The sequence below is a fragment of the Dyadobacter subterraneus genome (genome assembly GCF_015221875.1).
Classification (GTDB): domain Bacteria; phylum Bacteroidota; class Bacteroidia; order Cytophagales; family Spirosomataceae; genus Dyadobacter; species Dyadobacter subterraneus.
The window spans coordinates 2600915-2619910 of the sequence record NZ_JACYGY010000001.1 but is presented as its reverse complement, the minus strand read 5'-3'; the positions used below and the strand labels follow the sequence as shown (position 1 = coordinate 2619910).

Below are 18996 nucleotides of genomic sequence, written 5' to 3'. Positions count from 1 at the left end.
AGTTTAACGTTTACTGATAACGTTCATAGTAACAGCACGTTGCATCTTTGATTTAAAACGATTGATAGCCGAATCTCTTTTCAGCAAGTGTTTCTGACTTACACCACTGTTGACTCTTTTTCTCCATAAATTAAAACTGCTTCGCTTCAATTCCCCGCGCATCAACCGGATCACGCTGTTTTCAGATATTCCAAATTGTGCTTCAATTGCTTCAAACGGCGTTCTGTCTTCCCAGGCCATTTCAATAATTCTGTCGGTTTCCTCTGCGGTCATAATTTTTGTTTTTAACAACTGATACAAAAACCGTGCAAACCTGATCAATCGTTTTATCGGGAATAAGACTAACCCCTTATCCCCGATAAAACTGATGAACTAAATTTATTCAGATTTTAAACTTTTAACCGGATTCATCAGAGCGGCTTTTATACTTTGGATACTGACCGTCAAAAATGCTACGCCGATTGTCAGTATTCCGGCCACTATGAAAACCCAGATTTCAATATCAATTTTGTAAGTATAATCTGATAAAAAAGCTTTCATCACATACCAGGCCAGCGGTGAGGCGATCACAAACGCGATGGTTACCATCACTAAAAAATCTCTTGAAACAAGTGTAATGATACTGGCAACAGTAGCTCCCAATACTTTTCGAACACCAATTTCCTTTGTTCGCTGCGTTACGACAAAAGAAACCAAACCGAAAAGCCCCAGACTTCCTATGATAATTCCGACGCCCGCAAAAAGTGTGAGGAAATTTGAAAGCTTTTGTTCATTATCGTAAAAGCTTTTAATATCATCTTCCAAAAACTTGGGATCGTAATAATTATTGGGAAACAGAGCTTTCCAATCTTCTCCAATATGCTGAATGGCCTCCGCTTTGTGAGCCGGATAAATGCGAATACTGGCAAGTTGAAAATTCCAGGATCTGTATAAATAAACATGCGGCATGAGATTACCTTTCAGTGTCTCTGAATAATAATTTTTCACCACTCCGACGACAGTCGCTTTACCATCCCAAATAACCAGTCGCTGTCCCAGTGCCTTTTCCGGATTTTGAAATCCCATATCTTTGGCAGCCTTCTCGTTGATAAGCACATCCGTATTTTCCGCATTGGTCTTAAAACCGGTTGTAGTATCGGATGAAGTAAGTCCACGGCCAGCGACCAATGGAATGTGAAAAAAACTGAAATAATTAGTATCAACATGCTGGATACGGAATGATTCTTCATTTCCAGGAAAATTCGGATTCAATACATTACCCCACCAGTGGTTTCGCTTACTTGCCGGGGTTGTAAGCCCAAAAGCAACGTCTTTTATCTCAGAATGACGTGATAAATTCTGCCGGAAACGCTCCCTCAGATTGTTATTTCCACGTTCAGGCATGGGAACGGTTATGATCGCACTTTTTTCAAAACCCAAGTCTTTTTCATAAAAATACCGGATTTGTTTTATGCCAAGAATTGTGCAGATAATGAGTACCTGTGCAATCACAAATTGAAAAACTACGAGCGTCGAGCGCAAGGAAATCCCTTTTCTAATGGGTACAAAAATTTTATTTTGCAAAGCCTTGATCGGCTGAAATCCTGTTAAAACAATAGCCGGATATATGCCAGCCAGTAATGTCACAACCAAAGCCAGAACAAAAAGAAAAATTATTGTGCTGAATTCCCAGACCGAGGAATCGGCCACTTTTGTATTGATGAGCTCAGACGAATATTGTATCAGATTTGTGGACAGCAAACTGCCCAGCAGGATAGCAATAAAAACAAGCACAAATGTTTCACCGAAAAACTGAGCGATTAATTGTTTTTTCCCGCTCCCGAGTATTTTCCGCATCGCTATTTCACGGCTGCGCTGAATGGCCTGAACAGTAGCAAGATTTACAAAATTGATACAGGCAATGAAAATTAAAAACAAACCGATACTGATCAGCGTGTAAATCAGCCATTGCGGCATTGAATAGTTATAACTGTCTTTATCTGTATCAAAATGCATTTTAGACAGCGGTTGCAGTTCATACGAGCGGATAATGGTTTCGTCTTTATATTTTTGGACCATTTTGGTCAGCTGACGATTCACTGATTCCGGAGAACCTTTTTCTTTCAGCAAAACAAAACCTTGGTTCATCGAATCTCCCCCACCCCAATATTCTTCATTTTGAAATTCCGGTTGCAGCCGCTTCCATGTTTCTCTCGAAATGATCATTTGAAAAGGTAATTCAGAATTGGACGGCACCTTTTCTATTACACCCGAAACGGTCAGATCGATCTTATTATCAAAACGAAAAGTCTTATGCATGGCATCACCATGAAACAATTTTTGGGCCGTTTCTTCATCCAGAACAACATTTCCTACGGCGCTCAAAGAATTTTCCGGTGAACCCTCAATCCACTTCACATCCAGAATTTTCAGCAACTGCGGCGGTGAAAAGAAGACATTTTTCTGGTCAAACACTTCCGTCCCAACCTTGACACTGGCAGAACCTACACCTTGTAAATTTGCAGCCATTTCAACACCCGGGATTTGTGTGTTGAGTGCTTTAATAACACCCTGAGGCACATGAGATTGTTTCGCACCGAACCTGTCAGTAGAAGAAATTCTATAAATCCGGTCCGCTTTTGCGTGATAGTTATCAAAACTGTACTCAAACCTGACAATCCAGAATAAAGTGATAGCAACGGCCAGACCCAAAGTCAAACCCGTCAGGTTAATAAAAGAATACTGCTTATTCTTTTGCAGGTTTCGGAAAGCGACTTTAAAATAATTTTGTATCATATCCGGATGAAAAATTAAAGGTTTTGAATATTCCTGTTTAGGTTTTCGCTGACGAACAAATGGAGGCAAAACGGAAAAGACGCTAAAAACGTAACGGAAAACGGCATAAAAACTTCCCTTTTCTTTATACCAGTATGCATACAATTCTTCCAGATCTCCCAAAACTTCTTCCAGGGTTTCTTCGGGATGAAACCAGGTTAGTATTTTTTCTATCCAGCGAGGCGGATAATTTTGGCCTGATGATTTCATAAACCGCTCAGTTGAATTAAATTTGGAGGAACCAGTTCCCAAAGCTCTTTGCGCAACTGCTGAATATCAAGAAGTGCACGGCTTCCCGATGCAGTCACTGTAAAAATTCTTTTTCGGCGCCCTCCTCTTTCCGTTGTCGCACCACCAAGACGCGACGTTAAAAATCCTTTTTCTTCCAGTCTGATCAAAGTATTGTGAACGGTCCCGAAAGTAACTTTCCGTCCGGTTCGCTCGTCGATCTCCTGATTTATTGTCGCTCCATATGCCTGTTCGTCAAGAATGACGGCCATGAGCAACACAATTTCTTCAAATTCACCCAAATAAGTTCGTTTCATCCGCCTGAATGATTAGTTTCTATTTTGTCGTACAAATAACTTGCCAGAAAATTGTTAATCTATAAATTATTGATAATCAATAATTTGAAAAATTGAGTCAATCAATTACTGTTCATTTGCGGACAATACGGTTCAGGAGCGTACAATATTTTCCAGGAGAATTATTTCAGCTTATTAAACCATAAATAAGACGTACCTTCCATACATGGCGTTTTGCCGAATTCATTCTTCACCACATCTGCTTGGTAGATATCTTTAATACCCTCATCGACAGTTTCATTGAAAATAAGGTGGGCATTGCAGAAAATTTTTTAAGTCCGTCTTTGGCCGCGCATCTGAAAGACAACCTTAATGAATTGTATTCCGGAAAACAGCTTTTATCCGCAGGAACCGGAAACGAGAAGATTACTGCACACGACAAACTGGTAAGAAGCGATAAAATTTACTGGCTCGACCGCAATCATAATGATCCATACGAAAATGATTTTTTCGATCTGATGGACGGTTTTATCAGCCATCTCAACAGCACTTGTTATACGGGAATTACCGGTTACGAATTTCATTATACGATGTATGAAAAAGGCAGTTTTTATAAAAAACATATTGACCAGTTCAAAAACAACAGCAGCCGGCAATATTCAATGATTATGTATCTGAACGCCGACTGGAAAGAAAATGATGGTGGAGAATTATGTATTCATCATGAAGATACTTTACAAAATATATCTCCTGTGAACGGGAAAAGCGTTTTTTTCAAAAGCAGTGAATTGGAACACGAAGTTTTACTAACTAATAAACCCAGGATGAGCATTACCGGATGGTTGAAAATTAATTGAGCCCGGTATAACACAAAAGTCCTTGCCGATGTGGTAAGGACTTCTTTTGTTATAAAAATTATGATTAATTATATTTGGCTACCCATCTGCTTTTTATTTCGGCTCTTGCATTAATAAACTCAATATCAGTTCCTTCTGCAATAGCATCCAATGGCATGCGCAAAGGACGTGTTCCCTTTTCCATATTGACAAGCTTCAACACACCGTCGGCGATGGTTTGCGGATCCATGTTATACGTTGCCATTTTGCCAAACAAAGCAGCTCCCAAAGCGTTGAATTTCTGTGTTGCGGCGTCACCATATTCCTCAATTATTTCTGGCTTGTCGGCATGTATTCCTGCTTTGCTGCCGTTGTTCATTTCGGTAGGATAAACGCCCGGCTGAATACTGACATTCTCGATTCCATAATCTTTTAATTCATCCTGCAAACCTTCTGTAATGCTTTCAACCCCAAATTTTGAAGCTAAATAAGGAATCATAAAAGGCAGTGTATGTCCGCTCGCACCGGATGTGATATTGATGATCAAGCCATTTTTATTCCTACGCATAGACGGTAAAACTGCCTGGTAAGTTCTTAATACACCATAGAAATTGACATCAAACATTTTTTTCACCTGCTCGATTGAATAACCTTCCAATAATCCAAAACCGGAAACGGCTGCGTTGTTGATCAGCACATCAATTTTACCATATTTGGCTAATGTTTGTGTTACTGCATTCAGAACGGATTCATCGCTGGTTATTTCAAGTTCTACAACTTCAACATTAGGTAACGCGGATAATTCTTTTGCAACTTCTGCATTTTTTCCATTTATACCACGCATACCTGCAATCACAGTATGGCCGGCTTCCGACAAGGTGATTGTCATTAATTTACCAAAACCTGTACTTGTTCCTGTTATTAAAATAATACTTGACATTTTGTTTCGCTGTTTAAATTTGTTGATACAAAATTACCGGCAACAGGCGCCCGCTCCATTGATATATGATACAATCGGGCTTGATAAATATCAAGAAAACGGATTCATAACATCTTGGTTAAATTATAATAAGCTGCTTAAAGAAATAAAGGAATTTTGACGTATATTAATATCATAAATCATGATATATGAAGCACATTTCACTCCTCATCTTCTTTATTTTTATTTCGGGCAATATATTAGCACAAACAGGAAAAATTTCCGGCCGGGTAATTGATGCCAAAACACTGGAACCGCTGCCTTTTACCAATGTTTATATCAACAACACAACAATCGGAGTTACAACTGATACATCGGGTAAATTCACTTTGCCAAATCTGCCATTGGGCTCCGCTGAGATCGTTTTTTCCTTTATTGGTTATATTCCGCAGCAGCTTAAAGTTGTCGTTAAAGAAACTGGAAATGTTCCTTTATCCATCTTACTCATTGCAGATTCCCAGCAATTGTCAGAAGTCGCGATCAAATCCGGAAGAGATAAAAACTGGGAAAAGCAATTAAAAAAATTCGAAAAAGTTTTCTTTGGCAATAATGCCAATTGTAAAATACTGAATTCGTGGGTGCTTGATTTTACTGAGGAAAACAACATGATGACTGCCAAAGCATCGGTTCCGCTTGAAATTGAAAACGATGTATTGGGTTACAAATTTTTTTTTCAGTTGAAAAAATTCAGTTTTTCAGCGACAGAATTTTCGATTGTAGGTAATATCCGCTTCACAGAAATGGAAACAACGGACAAATCTGTGGCTGCAACCTGGATGAAAAATCGTGAAAGCGCATACCGGGCTTCCGCCAAATTTCTTATGAAATCGATTCTTGATGGAAACATGAGTAAACACGGTTTTGTGATTTACAAGGATAAACTGAAAGGTAGCCCTCGAAGCGATAATTTCAGTCTGGAAATTAAACATAACCTTTTACCATATGATACAACCGGGATGGTTGCCCGGCTATCGGGAATTAATGAATTCAGGATTGGTGTGAAGGAAAAAATGGAGGTTCATAACAAACTGGACTATACAAAAAATCGATTTTATCTGGATGTAAACAATCCGGTAAGCTGGCTTGAAACAAGAAATGGTTACATTCTGACCAACAAGGAAGGTACAATTCTGAATCCTACCGATGTTGCTATTTCCGGTAGTATGGCTGATGGACGTGTATCCGGAATGCTGCCGTTTGATTACAAACCGGGCAGTATCATTACGGTCCAATCGCCGGAAAGTTTACTGGCAAAAAGTCTTCAGGAAAAAGTATATCTGCACACCGACCGGCCGTATTATTATCCGGGTGAAAATATCTGGTTCAGTGGTTTTATGAATTACAGCACGCCCGGACTTATGGATACGTTAAGCAAGGTGCTGTATGTCGATCTTATAGCAGCCGATAAAAAAATCAGTAAAAATCTTGTCATCCCGATCGATAGCGGAAGAGCTGCCGGATCTATACAAATTCCTTCGAAGATATTGCCTGGAAATTATGTTTTGAGAGCCTACACGCAATGGATGAGAAACTATGGTATTGATCAGTTTTTTTATAAACCTGTTACCATTTTAAGTCCAGCCGAAGGTATTGAAGGAATTGCTTCCGTACCTGTTGCTGATAATTTGCTAAAAGTAAAATTTGACAAGACAGAATATAAAACAATGAGCAGGGTTAAAATGACCTTTGGGCTTGATAGTACTATTTTAAATAATCTGGTAAAAGGCACATTTTCTGTAACAGTTCTGGACGAAAAACTGACAGTTCCTGCAACGGAATCAGCAAGTATAAAAAATGATTTTGAAATGCTTGCGGTGCCAAAAGTAATGGCCACAGAATTTAAATATCCGATAGAAGCCGGTATTTCGCTCGACGGTATTTATCAGGATAAAAAAGGAAAACCGAAGAAAGCAAAACTGACTTTTATTCCCGAAAATATGGGCGGAATTTTCCAGGCTGTCACGACAAATACTGGCGAGTTTTCGCTCAAAAACATGATATTTTATGACAGCACAAAATTCGTTTTTCAGCCTTCGGAAGGAAAAATCATTGTCGTAAACCAGGATACGCCTTACCTCCCTGAAAAATTACCTGTCTCTAATTTGAAACACAAATCGCTGGCGACTCCCCGTGTTTACAATTCAAATGATACGCTTCGGGCTAATTTGCTCAAAGAATTTAAGGTGACCGGTACTAAAATAGTCAAACCGGAAAATGGTTATGCCAATCCTGATTTCTATATTAAAGGACAAAGTATGGGAAATTTTGGCAGTGCGGCCGAAGCTATCGCAGCCAAAATTCCAGGTTTCAAACTGATTTCCGAAGATAATAACTGGTTTCTGATCTGGAATCGCTTCACTATTACCGGAAAAGACGGCCGTCCGAATGAACCCAATTTATATATTGACAATGTAATGGTAACCGGGGAAACTGCCGGGAACAGACTATTTCAGATAAATCCAACCATGATTGATCACGTTGAAGTTAACGGTATGATAAGTGCTAACCAGGGAGCTAACGGCTCCAATGGGCTCATTAATATCTTTACAAAAAAAACCAGCGAAGTTGATTCCAGGGCTTTATCCTATTTCAGTGCACACGGATTTGATAGAATGCTTCCTTTTCCACAACCTGATTATGATCTTTTTAAACCAGACGCAAGTCATACGGATAACCGCTCAACGCTTTACTGGAATCCTCGTGTTGAGATGACATCCACACATATTCCTGTGGAGCTTTCCTTTTTTACATCTGAACAAACAGGAAATTTCCGGGTTATTGTGGAAGGCGTTACCAACAGGGGAAATACGATTCACTCGGAGGCAATTATTCATGTAATTGAATAATCATTTTTCCATAATCTGTTTTCGGATTCTGCTAAGCGTTTCAGGTGTGATGCCCAGATAAGATGCCACCATATGCCTTGGAACACGATTGGCCAAACCAGGAAATGAGGATAAAAAGTTGAGATATTTTTCTTCCGCAGTCATACTGATCACTGCGTTGATTCTTTCCTGGGAAGCGTTAAAACTTCTTTGCAATATCGTGTTTGTCAGCTCGTAAAAAGCCGGTATTTTTTTGCAGAGCATTTCAAAATCTTCTTTTCTGATCAGAATTACTACCGAATTTTCAATAGCGTCCACATTATACTTCGAGGGCGTTTCGTTCATCAGACTTTGCCTGTCGCCAGCCCACCAGTTTTCAGTACTAAACTGGATTATGTGTTCAATCCCTTTATCATCAATACTATATCGTCTCAAACATCCCTCACAAATAAAAGCATTATAACGCCAAACGTCGCCCTGTTCCAAAAGAAACTGCTGTTTCCTGATTTTCTTTACAATACATACAGAAGCAATGGTTTCCCATTCTTCTTCGGACAGCGTAACTTTTTCTGTAAGATATTTTTTAAAAACTGATAACATAAACTGTTTTGATTGGGGCTAAATCATAAAATTAAGGTAGCTCTTTTTATTGCATTTCAATATCTCCAAATATTTCAAATTTTAATAAAAGCGGCCAATTCATGCGTTCAGTTATATAAAATAAGTGTTCAAAAATGAACGTTTGCAAAGCCGATTATTTTTACAACAATTTGATCATCAGCTCCTTAAAAAATAATTCATGTTTTGGTATATAATTTGTGAAGCACCAGGAGTCCTAACGCTGAAACTTAATCCTTTTCATAAAGTTCTAAAACTTTCCGGCCATGTTCAAAAATTACTTTAAAATCGCGATCCGTAGTTTATTGAAGAACAAACTTTTCTCCTTTATCAACATTTTTGGTCTGGCACTTGGGATGTCGTGCAGTATGCTGATATGGCTTTGGGTAAGGGATGAAATTTCCTACAATAGTTTCTATCCCGATCTCGAACAAATTTATCTGGTACGCTCCGGTTCCGACTGGAAAGGTGAAAAAATTGTCGGAGAAGCAACGCCCGGTCCATGGTCGGAAGCTATTCAAAAAGAAGTACCCGAAGTTGCAGCACTTACCAAAATAACCTGGAACAGGGATTTGCTGGTCAGAGTCGGAGAAAAGTCCACCAAAGAAAATGGCCTTTATGCTACACAGGATTTCTTCAAAGTTTTTCAAACTCCATTTTTGGAAGGAAATGCAAAAACAGCGATTGAACAACCGACTTCGATTGCCATTTCAAGAAAACTGGCTGAAAAATATTTTGGCAAAACAAACGCTGTCGGTAAAACTCTAAAACTCGACAATTCAACGGATTACACGGTTAGCGCAGTTTTTGAAAACATTCCTCAAAATGCATCTGTTCAGCTGGACTGGATTATCAACTTTAAAGTTCAGGAACAGGACTGGATGAAAACCTGGGGCAATTTCGGCTTTAAAACATTTGTACGCCTGAACCCGCAGGCTGATCCTGCGCATGCCGACGCTATCATCAAAAAAGTAATTAAGAAAAACACGCCTCCACAGTTTGCCAGTTTCCCGATTCTCCAGGGACTGAAAGATCTATACCTTCACGGCGAATATGAAAACCTGAAACCTTCCGGTGGCCGGATAGAATATGTCCGTGTTTTTTCTATCGTAGCCATATTCATTTTGCTGATTGCCTGTGTCAATTTCATGAATTTATCCACTGCCCGTTCTGTAAAAAGAGCCAAGGAAGTAGGTGTCAGAAAAGTGGTGGGTGCGGAAAGGAAATTTCTCGTCATGCAGTTTTTAGGAGAATCGCTTATCGTCAGCGGGCTTGCTGCACTTTTGGCTATGGTTTTTGTAATCAGTTTGTTACCTGCATTCAATGAAGTGGTTCAAAAGCAGATCAGTCTTAAAGTCCTGGACCCGATTTTATGGCTTTCGATTATTTCGCTGGTATTAATTACAGGCATGGTTGCCGGCAGTTACCCTGCCCTTTACCTTTCGTCATTACAGCCAATCAGGATTTTGAAGGGCAGACTGACATTCACTAACAAAGGCGCTTTTCTCAGAAAAGGACTTGTTGTTTTTCAGTTTGGGTTATCGATATTCCTGATCATAGGAATGCTGGTTATTGGTCGCCAGATGAAATATATTCAAACAAAGCGTTTGGGATTGAATAAAGAAAATGTTCTTTACATCACACTGGAAGGAAATTTAAATAATAAACTCGAAGTTTTCCGGCAGGAAATCCTGAATTCTCCTTTCATTGCATCTGCTACCACAACTGGCTCAATGCCCACAAATATCCAGGGAAATTCGGGCGATCTGGATTGGGATGGCCGGGATAAAGATTTGGTCAATACCGTCAGCGCAACTTTCGTGGGTTACGATTTTGCCAAAACAATGAATATTGAAATGCTGGACGGCCGGGATTTTTCAAAAGATTTTGCTGCTGATACGGCAAATTATATTGTCAATGAAGCGGCTGTTAAAATGATGAAAATGAAAGATCCGGTTGGAAAACAGGTGAAATTCTGGATGGGAAAAGGAACAATCGTTGGTGTTATGAAAGATTTCCATCTAAGCTCATTCCACCAGGCTATTCAACCGCTCATTCTGGTAAATTATAAGGGTTTGAATACAGAATATATGATGATCAGGACCAAGCCCGGAAAAACGAAAGAGGCCATTGCTTACGTTGAAAAAACTACCCGCTCATTTAATCCAGACTATCCATTCAGCTATCACTTTCTGGATGAAGATTATGACAAAATGTATCGTTCCGAAATGATCGTCAATACTCTGATCAAATATTTCGGGATACTCGCTATTGTCATTTCATGCCTTGGCTTACTAGGTTTGGCGGCTTTCACAGCTGAACAACGCACCAAGGAAATCGGAATCAGAAAAGTGCTGGGTGCTAATGTAGCCAGTGTAATTGCTTTACTGTCAAAAGATTTCATCAAACTCATTCTGGTTTCTATTATTCTTGCATCGCCACTTGCCTGGTATGTGATGGATAAATGGCTGCAAGATTTTGTCTATCATATTGATTTATCCTGGGGTATTTTTACGCTTGCCGGCGGGATTGCCATTAGTGTGGCTTTGTTCACTGTGAGTTTTCAAAGTATTAAAGCAGCTTTGATGAATCCGGTAAAATCTCTGAAATCAGAATAGGTTTTATAGAAAATTTTGCCATGGATACATGAATTTTCACCAATTATATTCTTGAAAAATTCGTGTATCTGTGGCTTAATTTTTCCTTTTATAATTTGATAATTAATTTCCCAACTGTTTTTCCTGTTTCGATTTGCTTGTGCGCTTCCACGATTTCATCCAGTGAATAGGTTTGAAAAATATGTGGTTTTATAATTCCTTTTGATAGCAGATCGGCAATGGATTTTACGTCGTCACCATTCGATTTGACAGAAGTATTGTAAACGTTGACTTCTTTCTCCTTTCCTTTTTCAGTAATCGCGGGGTCCAGTCCCGAAGGAATACTGATAATTGTTCCGTCCTTTTTAACGATTTCCATGGAACGGATGGCATTGTCGCCGCCGATTGTATCAAGTACAAAATCGAGATCTTTGACCACTTCTTCAAACCTTTCATTTTTGTAGTCAATATGCTGATCCGCGCCTAGACTGAGAACGAAATCCTTATTTTCTGTGGAAGAAGTACCGATTACATACGCGCCAAGATGTTTAGCAATTTGTATTGCAAAATGCCCTACGCCGCCCGCAGCGGCATGGATCAGGATCTTGTCATTTTCTTTAATTTTGGCATGGTCTACCAAAACCTGCCAGGCCGTAATGGCCGCTAGTGTTGATGCGGCCGCCTCTTCAAACGACACATTTTCAGGTTTCAGTGCAAGATGAGAAGCTGGCGCTGCCACATATTCAGCATAACATTTGCCATGTCCCGGAAAATTAATCATACCAAAAACCGCGTCGCCAACTTTAAATTTCATTACGTTTTCACCAATTTCTGTAATGACTCCGGAAGCGTCCCACCCCAGAATAATCGGATCAAACTGCGACAATACCTTGGCCTGAGCTTTGCCTGATCTCGTTTTTATATCAACCGGATTCACACTGATCGCCTTAACCTGAATTAATACTTCCTCCGCAGATATCACAGGTTTTGGTATTTCCTGCAAAACCAGATTTTCCGCAGGTCCGAAATCTTTTAATGTGATTGCTTTCATATAAATCATTTTTCGTAAAATAAACATTCTAATGTTGCACGATGGCGGTTAACATTGTATTCTGAATGGTCAAAAATTATGCCTTATTTATTATTTTGTGATGTTTGTTTAAACAACAAAAAAAAGTGTCAACCGAATTCATCTTGAATTCCATTGACACTTTTAATTTCCTGAAAAAATTCCCCCTACTCCACTCCAACCCTCTCCTCAACCTTTACCACCGAATTTTTCTTTGCCAGATATGGCAAATGATATTGCTGATCGAATTGCTTTTTTGAATCCGTGTAAGAGCTAACCGCCCCTAGAAAATTCATAAATCTGATATAATAAAATGCCATGTCAATTTGGTATGGTTTAAAACCACTTCTGGCGCTTTTTGGAAAAAGGTGATGGTTGTTATGCCACTCGCCCGCCACCAAACCTGGCCATATCTGATTGATTGACTTATCTTTAACATTATAATCTACACCTTCCTGCTGTTTATCTTCTCCTTTTGCATGCCCTTCATAATTAAATGTACGAACGCCTACTGCCCAGAAACCTGCCGCACCAAACAAAGTGCAAGCCAGCGCATGTCCACCCATAAGATAAAATGCAGTGTACCAGAACGCCCAGTTAAGTCCCCATGAAAGTATCGCCCTGCCCGGATTTACATAAGATCCCCATTTAAGATATTGCGTGTAATTATTTGCAGTCACACCTGTATGTTTCATCAACAACTTTACACGTCCGTAATCTGCTTCACTCAGGTTTTTTGCAATGGGCTGATGATTCACATCGGCCAGAAAACAATACAAAAAACCCGCCTCTGCGTTGTAAGGATCGCCCGGCTGATCAGATTTTGCATGGTGTACATGATGCGATACCACGTAAATCTCTTCCGGAATCACATTGATTGTCAGATTCTGTGTAAAAAAACGCCAAAATTTATTTTTAAATTTATAAGCTCCATGTGTACAGTACCTGTGATGCCAGATCGTACCATGTGTTCCCATGATAATCATGCTGTATACAAAAGCGGCGGCCAATAATGGGAAACTGAAAAATTTAAAAACAAACAGAAATAAAAAAGGAGCCAGACACAAAACTTTAAGCCAGCTAAAAAATGGAAGCCAGTTTTTGATATCCGCAAAAACATTCAGCCTTGCGAAAAATTCCTTGAAAATCTGGCCTGCGTCCGGTTTTATTAAATTGCCTTCATCATCCTTCCATCCATAAGAGGGGGTTTGTAATACGTGATCCAAAAATGCCATTGAGTGATTTTTATTTAAAAATATTAACAGTCCAATTCTTTGCCGACTGTCTTGAAAAATGGCAGCAGATCAATCTCTTGATATAAAACTAAATTTTCAAAACGGGTTTAATCTTAGGTAATTATTCTGATATCGCAATTATAATTCAATTCCTCGACAACTTCATTCCTTCGGTAAACAGCTTACTTTAACATTTCCAACTTGTAAAATTCAAAGTTCTTATATTAAACAAACTCGAATAACAGGTTTTTATTGCACAATATGCTCATAACAAGTCGAAACCTAAAAGATACGACATTTAATCCGGCTAATTTAGAATATTACAAAGTAAGAGAATTTATTTTTACTGTAATATTAACGTTCAATAATACACGTAGTAACTCATTGTTGACCTAATATTCCTGAAAGTGTTAACAATCATTTACCATGAAAGTTAAACCGGGATTAAATACTCACTTCGCCCAAAATGAAGGAATCGATCTTTTAAATAACTTCACTTCCTGTTATGCTAAATTATGATGCAAGCTTCTGTCAATTCATTGGAAACCAGCGGTGTTAAACAAATTTTAACAAACAAAATCCAAACCGTTAAATAAATAATTACAAAAATTTCAGTATAAAAAATCTATTGCTTCTTTAAAAGCGTAAGTTATTCTAAATGGTACGATGTTCAACGAAAACGATTTGGAATGACAAACGAGGAATATTTTAGTCTATTCTCGGAGGCAATGAATAAGAAAAAAATAATCCGCTACGAAAATAGCAACAGCAAAGACGATTACTATACGTATGCCATAAGAGAAACACCTGAGGGATACGTTTTCTTTTGTTTAATGGAAACCTTTTTTAGAGCAGGAGAAAATAAAGAAGGCTGGAAAACGGGTTCACTTTCCTCTTACCTTGAGTTTCGGTCCGTCAGAGGTGCTACACTTTCAACACTAAATTTAACAAACGAAATTTTCACGCCCAGAAGCAATTATAAAGAAAAACTTCCAGTATTAGCGCAGGGCGAATCAGCGTGGATAACAGTAAATTAAGAATAACCTAAACTAAATAAGTACCAGAGGGTGTTCCGGAATCTAAAAATCCTGCACCCTCTTTTTTTAATTTTGCGGTAATTCCACACAAAAAACAGCACCTTCTCCTGGTTCCGACGAGATCGTCAAACTACCTTTCAGGCTTTCTATCAGATGTTTTACCAAAGCAAGTCCAAAGCCATAACCATGCTCACCGCCTGTACCATCCGTCGTGCCTGATGTGCCGGACAGGATCGAGCTAATCGCATCCTGACTAAGGCCGATACCACTATCTTTTACTTTAATTATCAGCGTTTCCGAAAAATCATTTAATACCAGATCCAGATTTACAATTACTTCTCCGCCCACCGGGGTGAACTTCATGGAATTGGAAATAAGATTTCCTGCGATTTGCAATAACTTATTTTTTGAAAAAGGCACCGATTCAGTTTCCAGGGTTGTTATTACTTCGAAACGGATATGTTTATTAACAGCCTGCGCCTTATAAAGTTTTTCAAGCTTATCCTTGAAAATCAATAAATTAAAATCATTCAGAGAATTTCCTACCCGCTTTTTCTGCGGTTTATGTGCGCTTAAAATTTCCTCGGCAAGATCCAGAATAGAATTTCCACTTTTATGAATCAGGTTGATAAATTCCAGAACTTCTTCCATCTGGTTATCTTCGCCCTGATCACGGATAATCGAGGCGAGACCAATAATTCCCCCAAGCGGCCCGCGGATATCGTGAGCTACCTTTTGCTGCGTATGATGAGATTCTAAAAGTTTGGCTTTCAATCCTTCCAGTACTTTCTGGGTTTTCAAACGGCCTACAATCTCGTCGGCTATGATTTTCAGCAGCTCTATTTTTTCAGGCTCCAAAACCCTTTTCTGGTGGTCAAGCATACACAAAACCCCAATATTCAACCCCTTGGTTACCTGTAAAGGAATGCCATAATAGTAGCTTACATTCGGCTCACCCGTCACAAAAGATTTATCTTTAAAACGCTCGTCTTCTGTCAGGTCAGGTACTTCAAAATGATCATCCGTCATGATGGTATATTGGCAAATGGTATCCTGCCTGAGCATTTGCTCCACATCAAGTCCGTAATTGGAAATAGTCCATTGCGTGAGCGAATCAATAATGTTAACCAGTGAAATACTGGTTCCCGCTACTTTGGCAGCCAGTTTCGCAAGATCTTTAAAATGAGTTTGAGGATCGGAAAAATCCAGATCCAGTTCGGAAAGACTGAGGATCCTTTCCATCTCATTTTTGGGTATTGGAAGTTTGTCTTGAATTAATTCTTCCTTAACGTTGAGTTCCATGAGAAATACTTTTACTACAATTGATAACCTTAGACCAAGTAATACCTAAATCTGGTTAATTACAAGCAAACTAATGCTATTTTTTTGTCAAAAAAAAAGCAATTCTCAAAACACTTCAAGACCTACCTTTAAGATTTGAATAATACCTAAGTTTTTTTTACCAGCTAAAATGCAAATTCTTTTTGGATATCATTTTTTAAATAGTACCCAGGCATATCAGGATTGCAAATCTAAGCACCACAAATATGCACAGTACTTTTAATTAATATAATTAGTAACCAAAGTATCCAGACTAATCAGATTTTTCACAGCGTCTCCGGCCGTATTGTTAAAATAACAATAGACTTCTTTTTCCTCATGATTCCACTGATCAATGATTTCTGCATAATCATTTAAAAAACCATCTTCATAATGACCTTTGTAGTCGCCATTCGGTCCATGGAAACGAAGATATTTGAAATTTTCAGCAAGATCATTTAAAGGAGTGGCAGACCTAGGTTTGTCATGTATTACGATGGACGCGTTAAATTCATGAGCAAGATCATACACATCTTCATGATACCAGGAAGCATCTCTGAATTCGACAGCTATTTTCCATTCACGATCCTGATCTGCTTCCTGAATGTTTATCAAAAGCTTTTGCAATTGGGAAAACATGTGGATTTTCAAACTTGGAGGAAATTGCACCAGTAAACATGCCTTCTTATTTCCTACATTATTGATCGTTTTGATAAAACGGTGAACATCATTTTCCTGAAAGATCAGTCCCTTGGGATGTGTTATTTCACGCCACAATTTGAAGGTAAAACGAAAGTTTTCGGGAACACTTTCACCCCACTTTGTTACCGTCGAAGGCATCGGGATTTTATAAAACGAACTGTTTATTTCAATACTGTTAAACAAGGAAGCATAATATTCCAGGCGGCTTTTGTCTTTGAATTCGGCAGGATAATGTTCTTTATTAGGCACCGGAAGTACAAGTCCGCTGGTTCCGGAATAAAATGCTCCCTTATCGTTTGCGCTCATATTCACTATTAAAAACTTAGTAATGACCTTAGTTTTTTATCCGAAATTTTTCCTTTCAGCGCTTGTATGGTTAAAGCAGTAACGAGTCCGCCGGCAAGATACCAGGCAACCGTTAATATTTTTGTCTTGTTTGTTTTGGTAACCGGCGTGTCATCCAGTCCCAATGGCTTTGTAAAGAATACCGCACCAAGACCGGCAGCTAATCCATAACCGGCTCCGCGAAGCAGCAGATGTTTTTTCTTGCCCACACCAATCGCGCTGAAATACATGGCGTTACTCACTACGTCAGCAGCCAGGGTCAATCCGAATAACTTTTCGCCCTTTGGAGCTTTCAAACCTACACTTTCAACTGTTTTTGTCAGTGCTTCTTCACCAACAAGATCAACGCGTGGCGCCTCACTATCAAATCTTTTATAACTTTCATGCAATACATTCAATGCCAGCGCACCGGCCAGTCCACCTGCAATATTTTCAATTTCTTTCATGGTCCGAGATTTAACTGAATAATAATTTCCCAGTTTAAATCAAATTCCGTTCCAAGTAGAAATGTGCTATTATTTTCCCAATTGTTATGGTGTTAGTCATGCAGTTTCAGACCGTCAATCGCCTTATCAACTTTTCTGTTTTCGCCGTAAATGATAATTCCTGCCAGTTCCTGACTTTCGTCTGTTTCCTTCGCGATTTCTGAAAGATTTTGTTCTTCATTTCTGGTAGAAAACAATGGCTGCGTATAAATCCCAATCGCAAGTTCACGATCTTTTGCCCGATTAAATGCCCGGATTATTTGCTGCGGCGAATCTGCTTTATACACCAAAACGGGATGTTTCATCAATGGCAAATACTGAGATCCCGAAGCATTAATAAGCGGTTGACCATGGGTTTCGGGAAATCCGATTGCAACCGAACTCGCCAGAAATGATGCCACATTCAGTTTTTGCCAGGTTTCCAGATCGTTCCTTACAACCATGACAATCTTGTTTTCATAACGCATCCTTTCCCTTATTTTATGACCAATTCCATTTGAATATTGCAGCGTTCATAAGGCGTTATTCTGCCCGCAACTTTTTGAAAACCAAGCTTGTGATATAAATTGATAGCAGGTTTCAAAATCGTATTACTTTCAAGATATATTTTCTTTGCACCAAGTTCTTTTGCTTTTGAGATTATAGCCTGACCTAAAAGCCAGCCGATGCTTTTTCCCTGAGCTTTGGGAGAAACGGCCATTTTGGCAAGTTCAAAATCATAATCAGGATCATCCATTTTGATCAAAGCACAAACTCCAAGCGGTTCTCCATTGTACAGCGCGACGAGAATTTTGCCACCTTTATTGAGGATATAACCCTCCGGATCATCCAGTGCCTTAAAATCCGATTCCTCCATTTTAAAATATGTAGATATCCATTCCTGATTCAAATTCCGGAAAGCTGTCTGATAGGCAGGCTGATAATCCACAATCTGTACCTGGCTGCTCTCCCGTAACTTTTTCTGTTCCTGCACTCTTCTCAGCAGCGATTTTTGTTCTAAAACAAATTCCCATTCCTCTATCGCTTTCCAGAGATCATTGCGCGTTTGCGCCGAAATTTCATCAATAGCACTTGCCACATCAACATATTGAGCTTCTATCTGATGGGTAACCTGCATTCCTTTTTCAGACAAACAAACCACATTTCTTCTGCCATCAGTTTCATCCTTTTTTTCCCTGACAAAACCTTTTTTTGACATTTCGCTGATGATCTTACTGACGGAAGGATGTGAATGACCAATTTCCCTGGCAATAGCCGTAATGGTTTTTTCCTCACCTTTTGACAAAACATAAAACACCGGAAACCATTTCGGCTGCATATCAATGTCATATAGTTTGTAAATCTGGGCCGCATCTTCGGTAATTTTTTCGGTAAGCATTCGGAGTCTGCTTCCCAACGCCATTTTTCCGATATGATTAAAAAATTCCATATAAAACTAATTACGTAACTAATTACGCAAATTTAAAAAAAATTATAAAATAAGGTAATTTATTTTCAACTATTATAATTTCCCCTTATCCAGCTTTTAAAATTTGAAGCTTGTAGTGAAAAATCTCCTCTTACACAATACACTTGTTATCAAAAGTTTACATTCCAAATAAAACAAAAAC

Annotated in this window: 16 protein-coding genes; 4 read left to right on the top strand and 12 right to left on the bottom strand. The window is 38.9% G+C overall.

The features are described from left to right. Positions 1–3 precede the first annotated feature (3 nt). The 3 genes from IEE83_RS10775 to IEE83_RS10765 form a co-directional block, all read right to left on the bottom strand. A complete protein-coding gene (locus IEE83_RS10775; RefSeq protein ID WP_194120588.1) occupies positions 4–273 on the bottom strand; it encodes a TIGR03643 family protein in 270 nt (89 codons plus the stop codon). Positions 274–378: 105 nt separating this feature from the next. Beyond that, complete coding sequence (locus IEE83_RS10770) at positions 379–3024, bottom strand: ABC transporter permease (protein WP_228101765.1); 2646 nt, start codon at positions 3022–3024, stop codon at positions 379–381. Beyond that, a complete protein-coding gene (locus IEE83_RS10765) occupies positions 3021–3359 on the bottom strand; it encodes a PadR family transcriptional regulator (RefSeq protein WP_194120587.1) in 339 nt (112 codons plus the stop codon). Before IEE83_RS10765 ends, IEE83_RS10770 begins: the two co-directional genes overlap by 4 nt. Positions 3360–3601: 242 nt before the next feature. On the opposite strand from IEE83_RS10765, the gene IEE83_RS10760 reads away from it, so the two are divergent. Then, on the top strand, positions 3602–4195 hold the full coding sequence (locus IEE83_RS10760) for a 2OG-Fe(II) oxygenase (RefSeq protein ID WP_194120586.1): 594 nt from the start codon (positions 3602–3604) through the stop codon (positions 4193–4195). 64 nt (positions 4196–4259) lie between these two features. Here IEE83_RS10760 and IEE83_RS10755 read toward each other — a convergent pair whose 3' ends face one another. After that, a complete protein-coding gene (locus tag IEE83_RS10755) occupies positions 4260–5114 on the bottom strand; it encodes an SDR family oxidoreductase (RefSeq protein WP_194120585.1) in 855 nt (284 codons plus the stop codon). Between the two features lie 188 nt (positions 5115–5302). Here IEE83_RS10755 and IEE83_RS10750 point away from each other — a divergent pair, with 188 nt between their 5' ends. After that, the gene (locus IEE83_RS10750) at positions 5303–7999 is read left to right on the top strand and encodes a carboxypeptidase-like regulatory domain-containing protein (RefSeq protein WP_194120584.1); all 2697 of its coding nucleotides are present in this window, start codon (positions 5303–5305) and stop codon (positions 7997–7999) included. Here the strand turns inward: IEE83_RS10750 and IEE83_RS10745 are convergent, their stop codons facing one another. After that, entirely contained in the window at positions 8000–8578 is a 579-nt protein-coding gene (locus tag IEE83_RS10745; protein WP_194120583.1) for a Crp/Fnr family transcriptional regulator, read from the bottom strand. Between the two features lie 284 nt (positions 8579–8862). Here IEE83_RS10745 and IEE83_RS10740 point away from each other — a divergent pair, with 284 nt between their 5' ends. Further along, entirely contained in the window at positions 8863–11214 is a 2352-nt protein-coding gene (locus IEE83_RS10740; RefSeq protein ID WP_194120582.1) for an ABC transporter permease, read from the top strand. A gap of 88 nt (positions 11215–11302) precedes the next feature. Here IEE83_RS10740 and IEE83_RS10735 read toward each other — a convergent pair whose 3' ends face one another. After that, complete coding sequence (locus IEE83_RS10735; RefSeq protein WP_194120581.1) at positions 11303–12244, bottom strand: NADP-dependent oxidoreductase; 942 nt, start codon at positions 12242–12244, stop codon at positions 11303–11305. Positions 12245–12429: 185 nt separating this feature from the next. Further along, positions 12430–13497: a fatty acid desaturase gene (locus tag IEE83_RS10730; protein WP_194120580.1), complete on the bottom strand. Its 1068-nt coding sequence runs from the start codon at positions 13495–13497 to the stop codon at positions 12430–12432. Positions 13498–14186: 689 nt separating this feature from the next. On the opposite strand from IEE83_RS10730, the gene IEE83_RS10725 reads away from it, so the two are divergent. Continuing rightward, entirely contained in the window at positions 14187–14534 is a 348-nt protein-coding gene (locus tag IEE83_RS10725; protein WP_194120579.1) for a hypothetical protein, read from the top strand. A gap of 66 nt (positions 14535–14600) precedes the next feature. Here the strand turns inward: IEE83_RS10725 and IEE83_RS10720 are convergent, their stop codons facing one another. The 5 genes from IEE83_RS10720 to IEE83_RS10700 all read right to left on the bottom strand — a co-directional run bounded on the left by IEE83_RS10720 (position 14601) and on the right by IEE83_RS10700 (position 18815). Continuing rightward, a complete protein-coding gene (locus IEE83_RS10720) occupies positions 14601–15836 on the bottom strand; it encodes a GAF domain-containing sensor histidine kinase (RefSeq protein WP_194120578.1) in 1236 nt (411 codons plus the stop codon). A gap of 258 nt (positions 15837–16094) precedes the next feature. Continuing rightward, positions 16095–16862, bottom strand: coding sequence for a DUF72 domain-containing protein (locus IEE83_RS10715; RefSeq protein ID WP_194120577.1), 768 nt, complete (start codon positions 16860–16862; stop codon positions 16095–16097). 8 nt (positions 16863–16870) lie between these two features. Then, on the bottom strand, positions 16871–17347 hold the full coding sequence (locus tag IEE83_RS10710; RefSeq protein ID WP_194120576.1) for a hypothetical protein: 477 nt from the start codon (positions 17345–17347) through the stop codon (positions 16871–16873). A gap of 92 nt (positions 17348–17439) precedes the next feature. After that, positions 17440–17853 (bottom strand): DUF2000 domain-containing protein, encoded by a 414-nt coding sequence (locus IEE83_RS10705; protein ID WP_194120575.1) that lies wholly within the window; start codon positions 17851–17853, stop codon positions 17440–17442. A gap of 8 nt (positions 17854–17861) precedes the next feature. After that, positions 17862–18815 (bottom strand): bifunctional helix-turn-helix transcriptional regulator/GNAT family N-acetyltransferase, encoded by a 954-nt coding sequence (locus tag IEE83_RS10700; RefSeq protein WP_194120574.1) that lies wholly within the window; start codon positions 18813–18815, stop codon positions 17862–17864. Positions 18816–18996 lie beyond the last annotated feature (181 nt).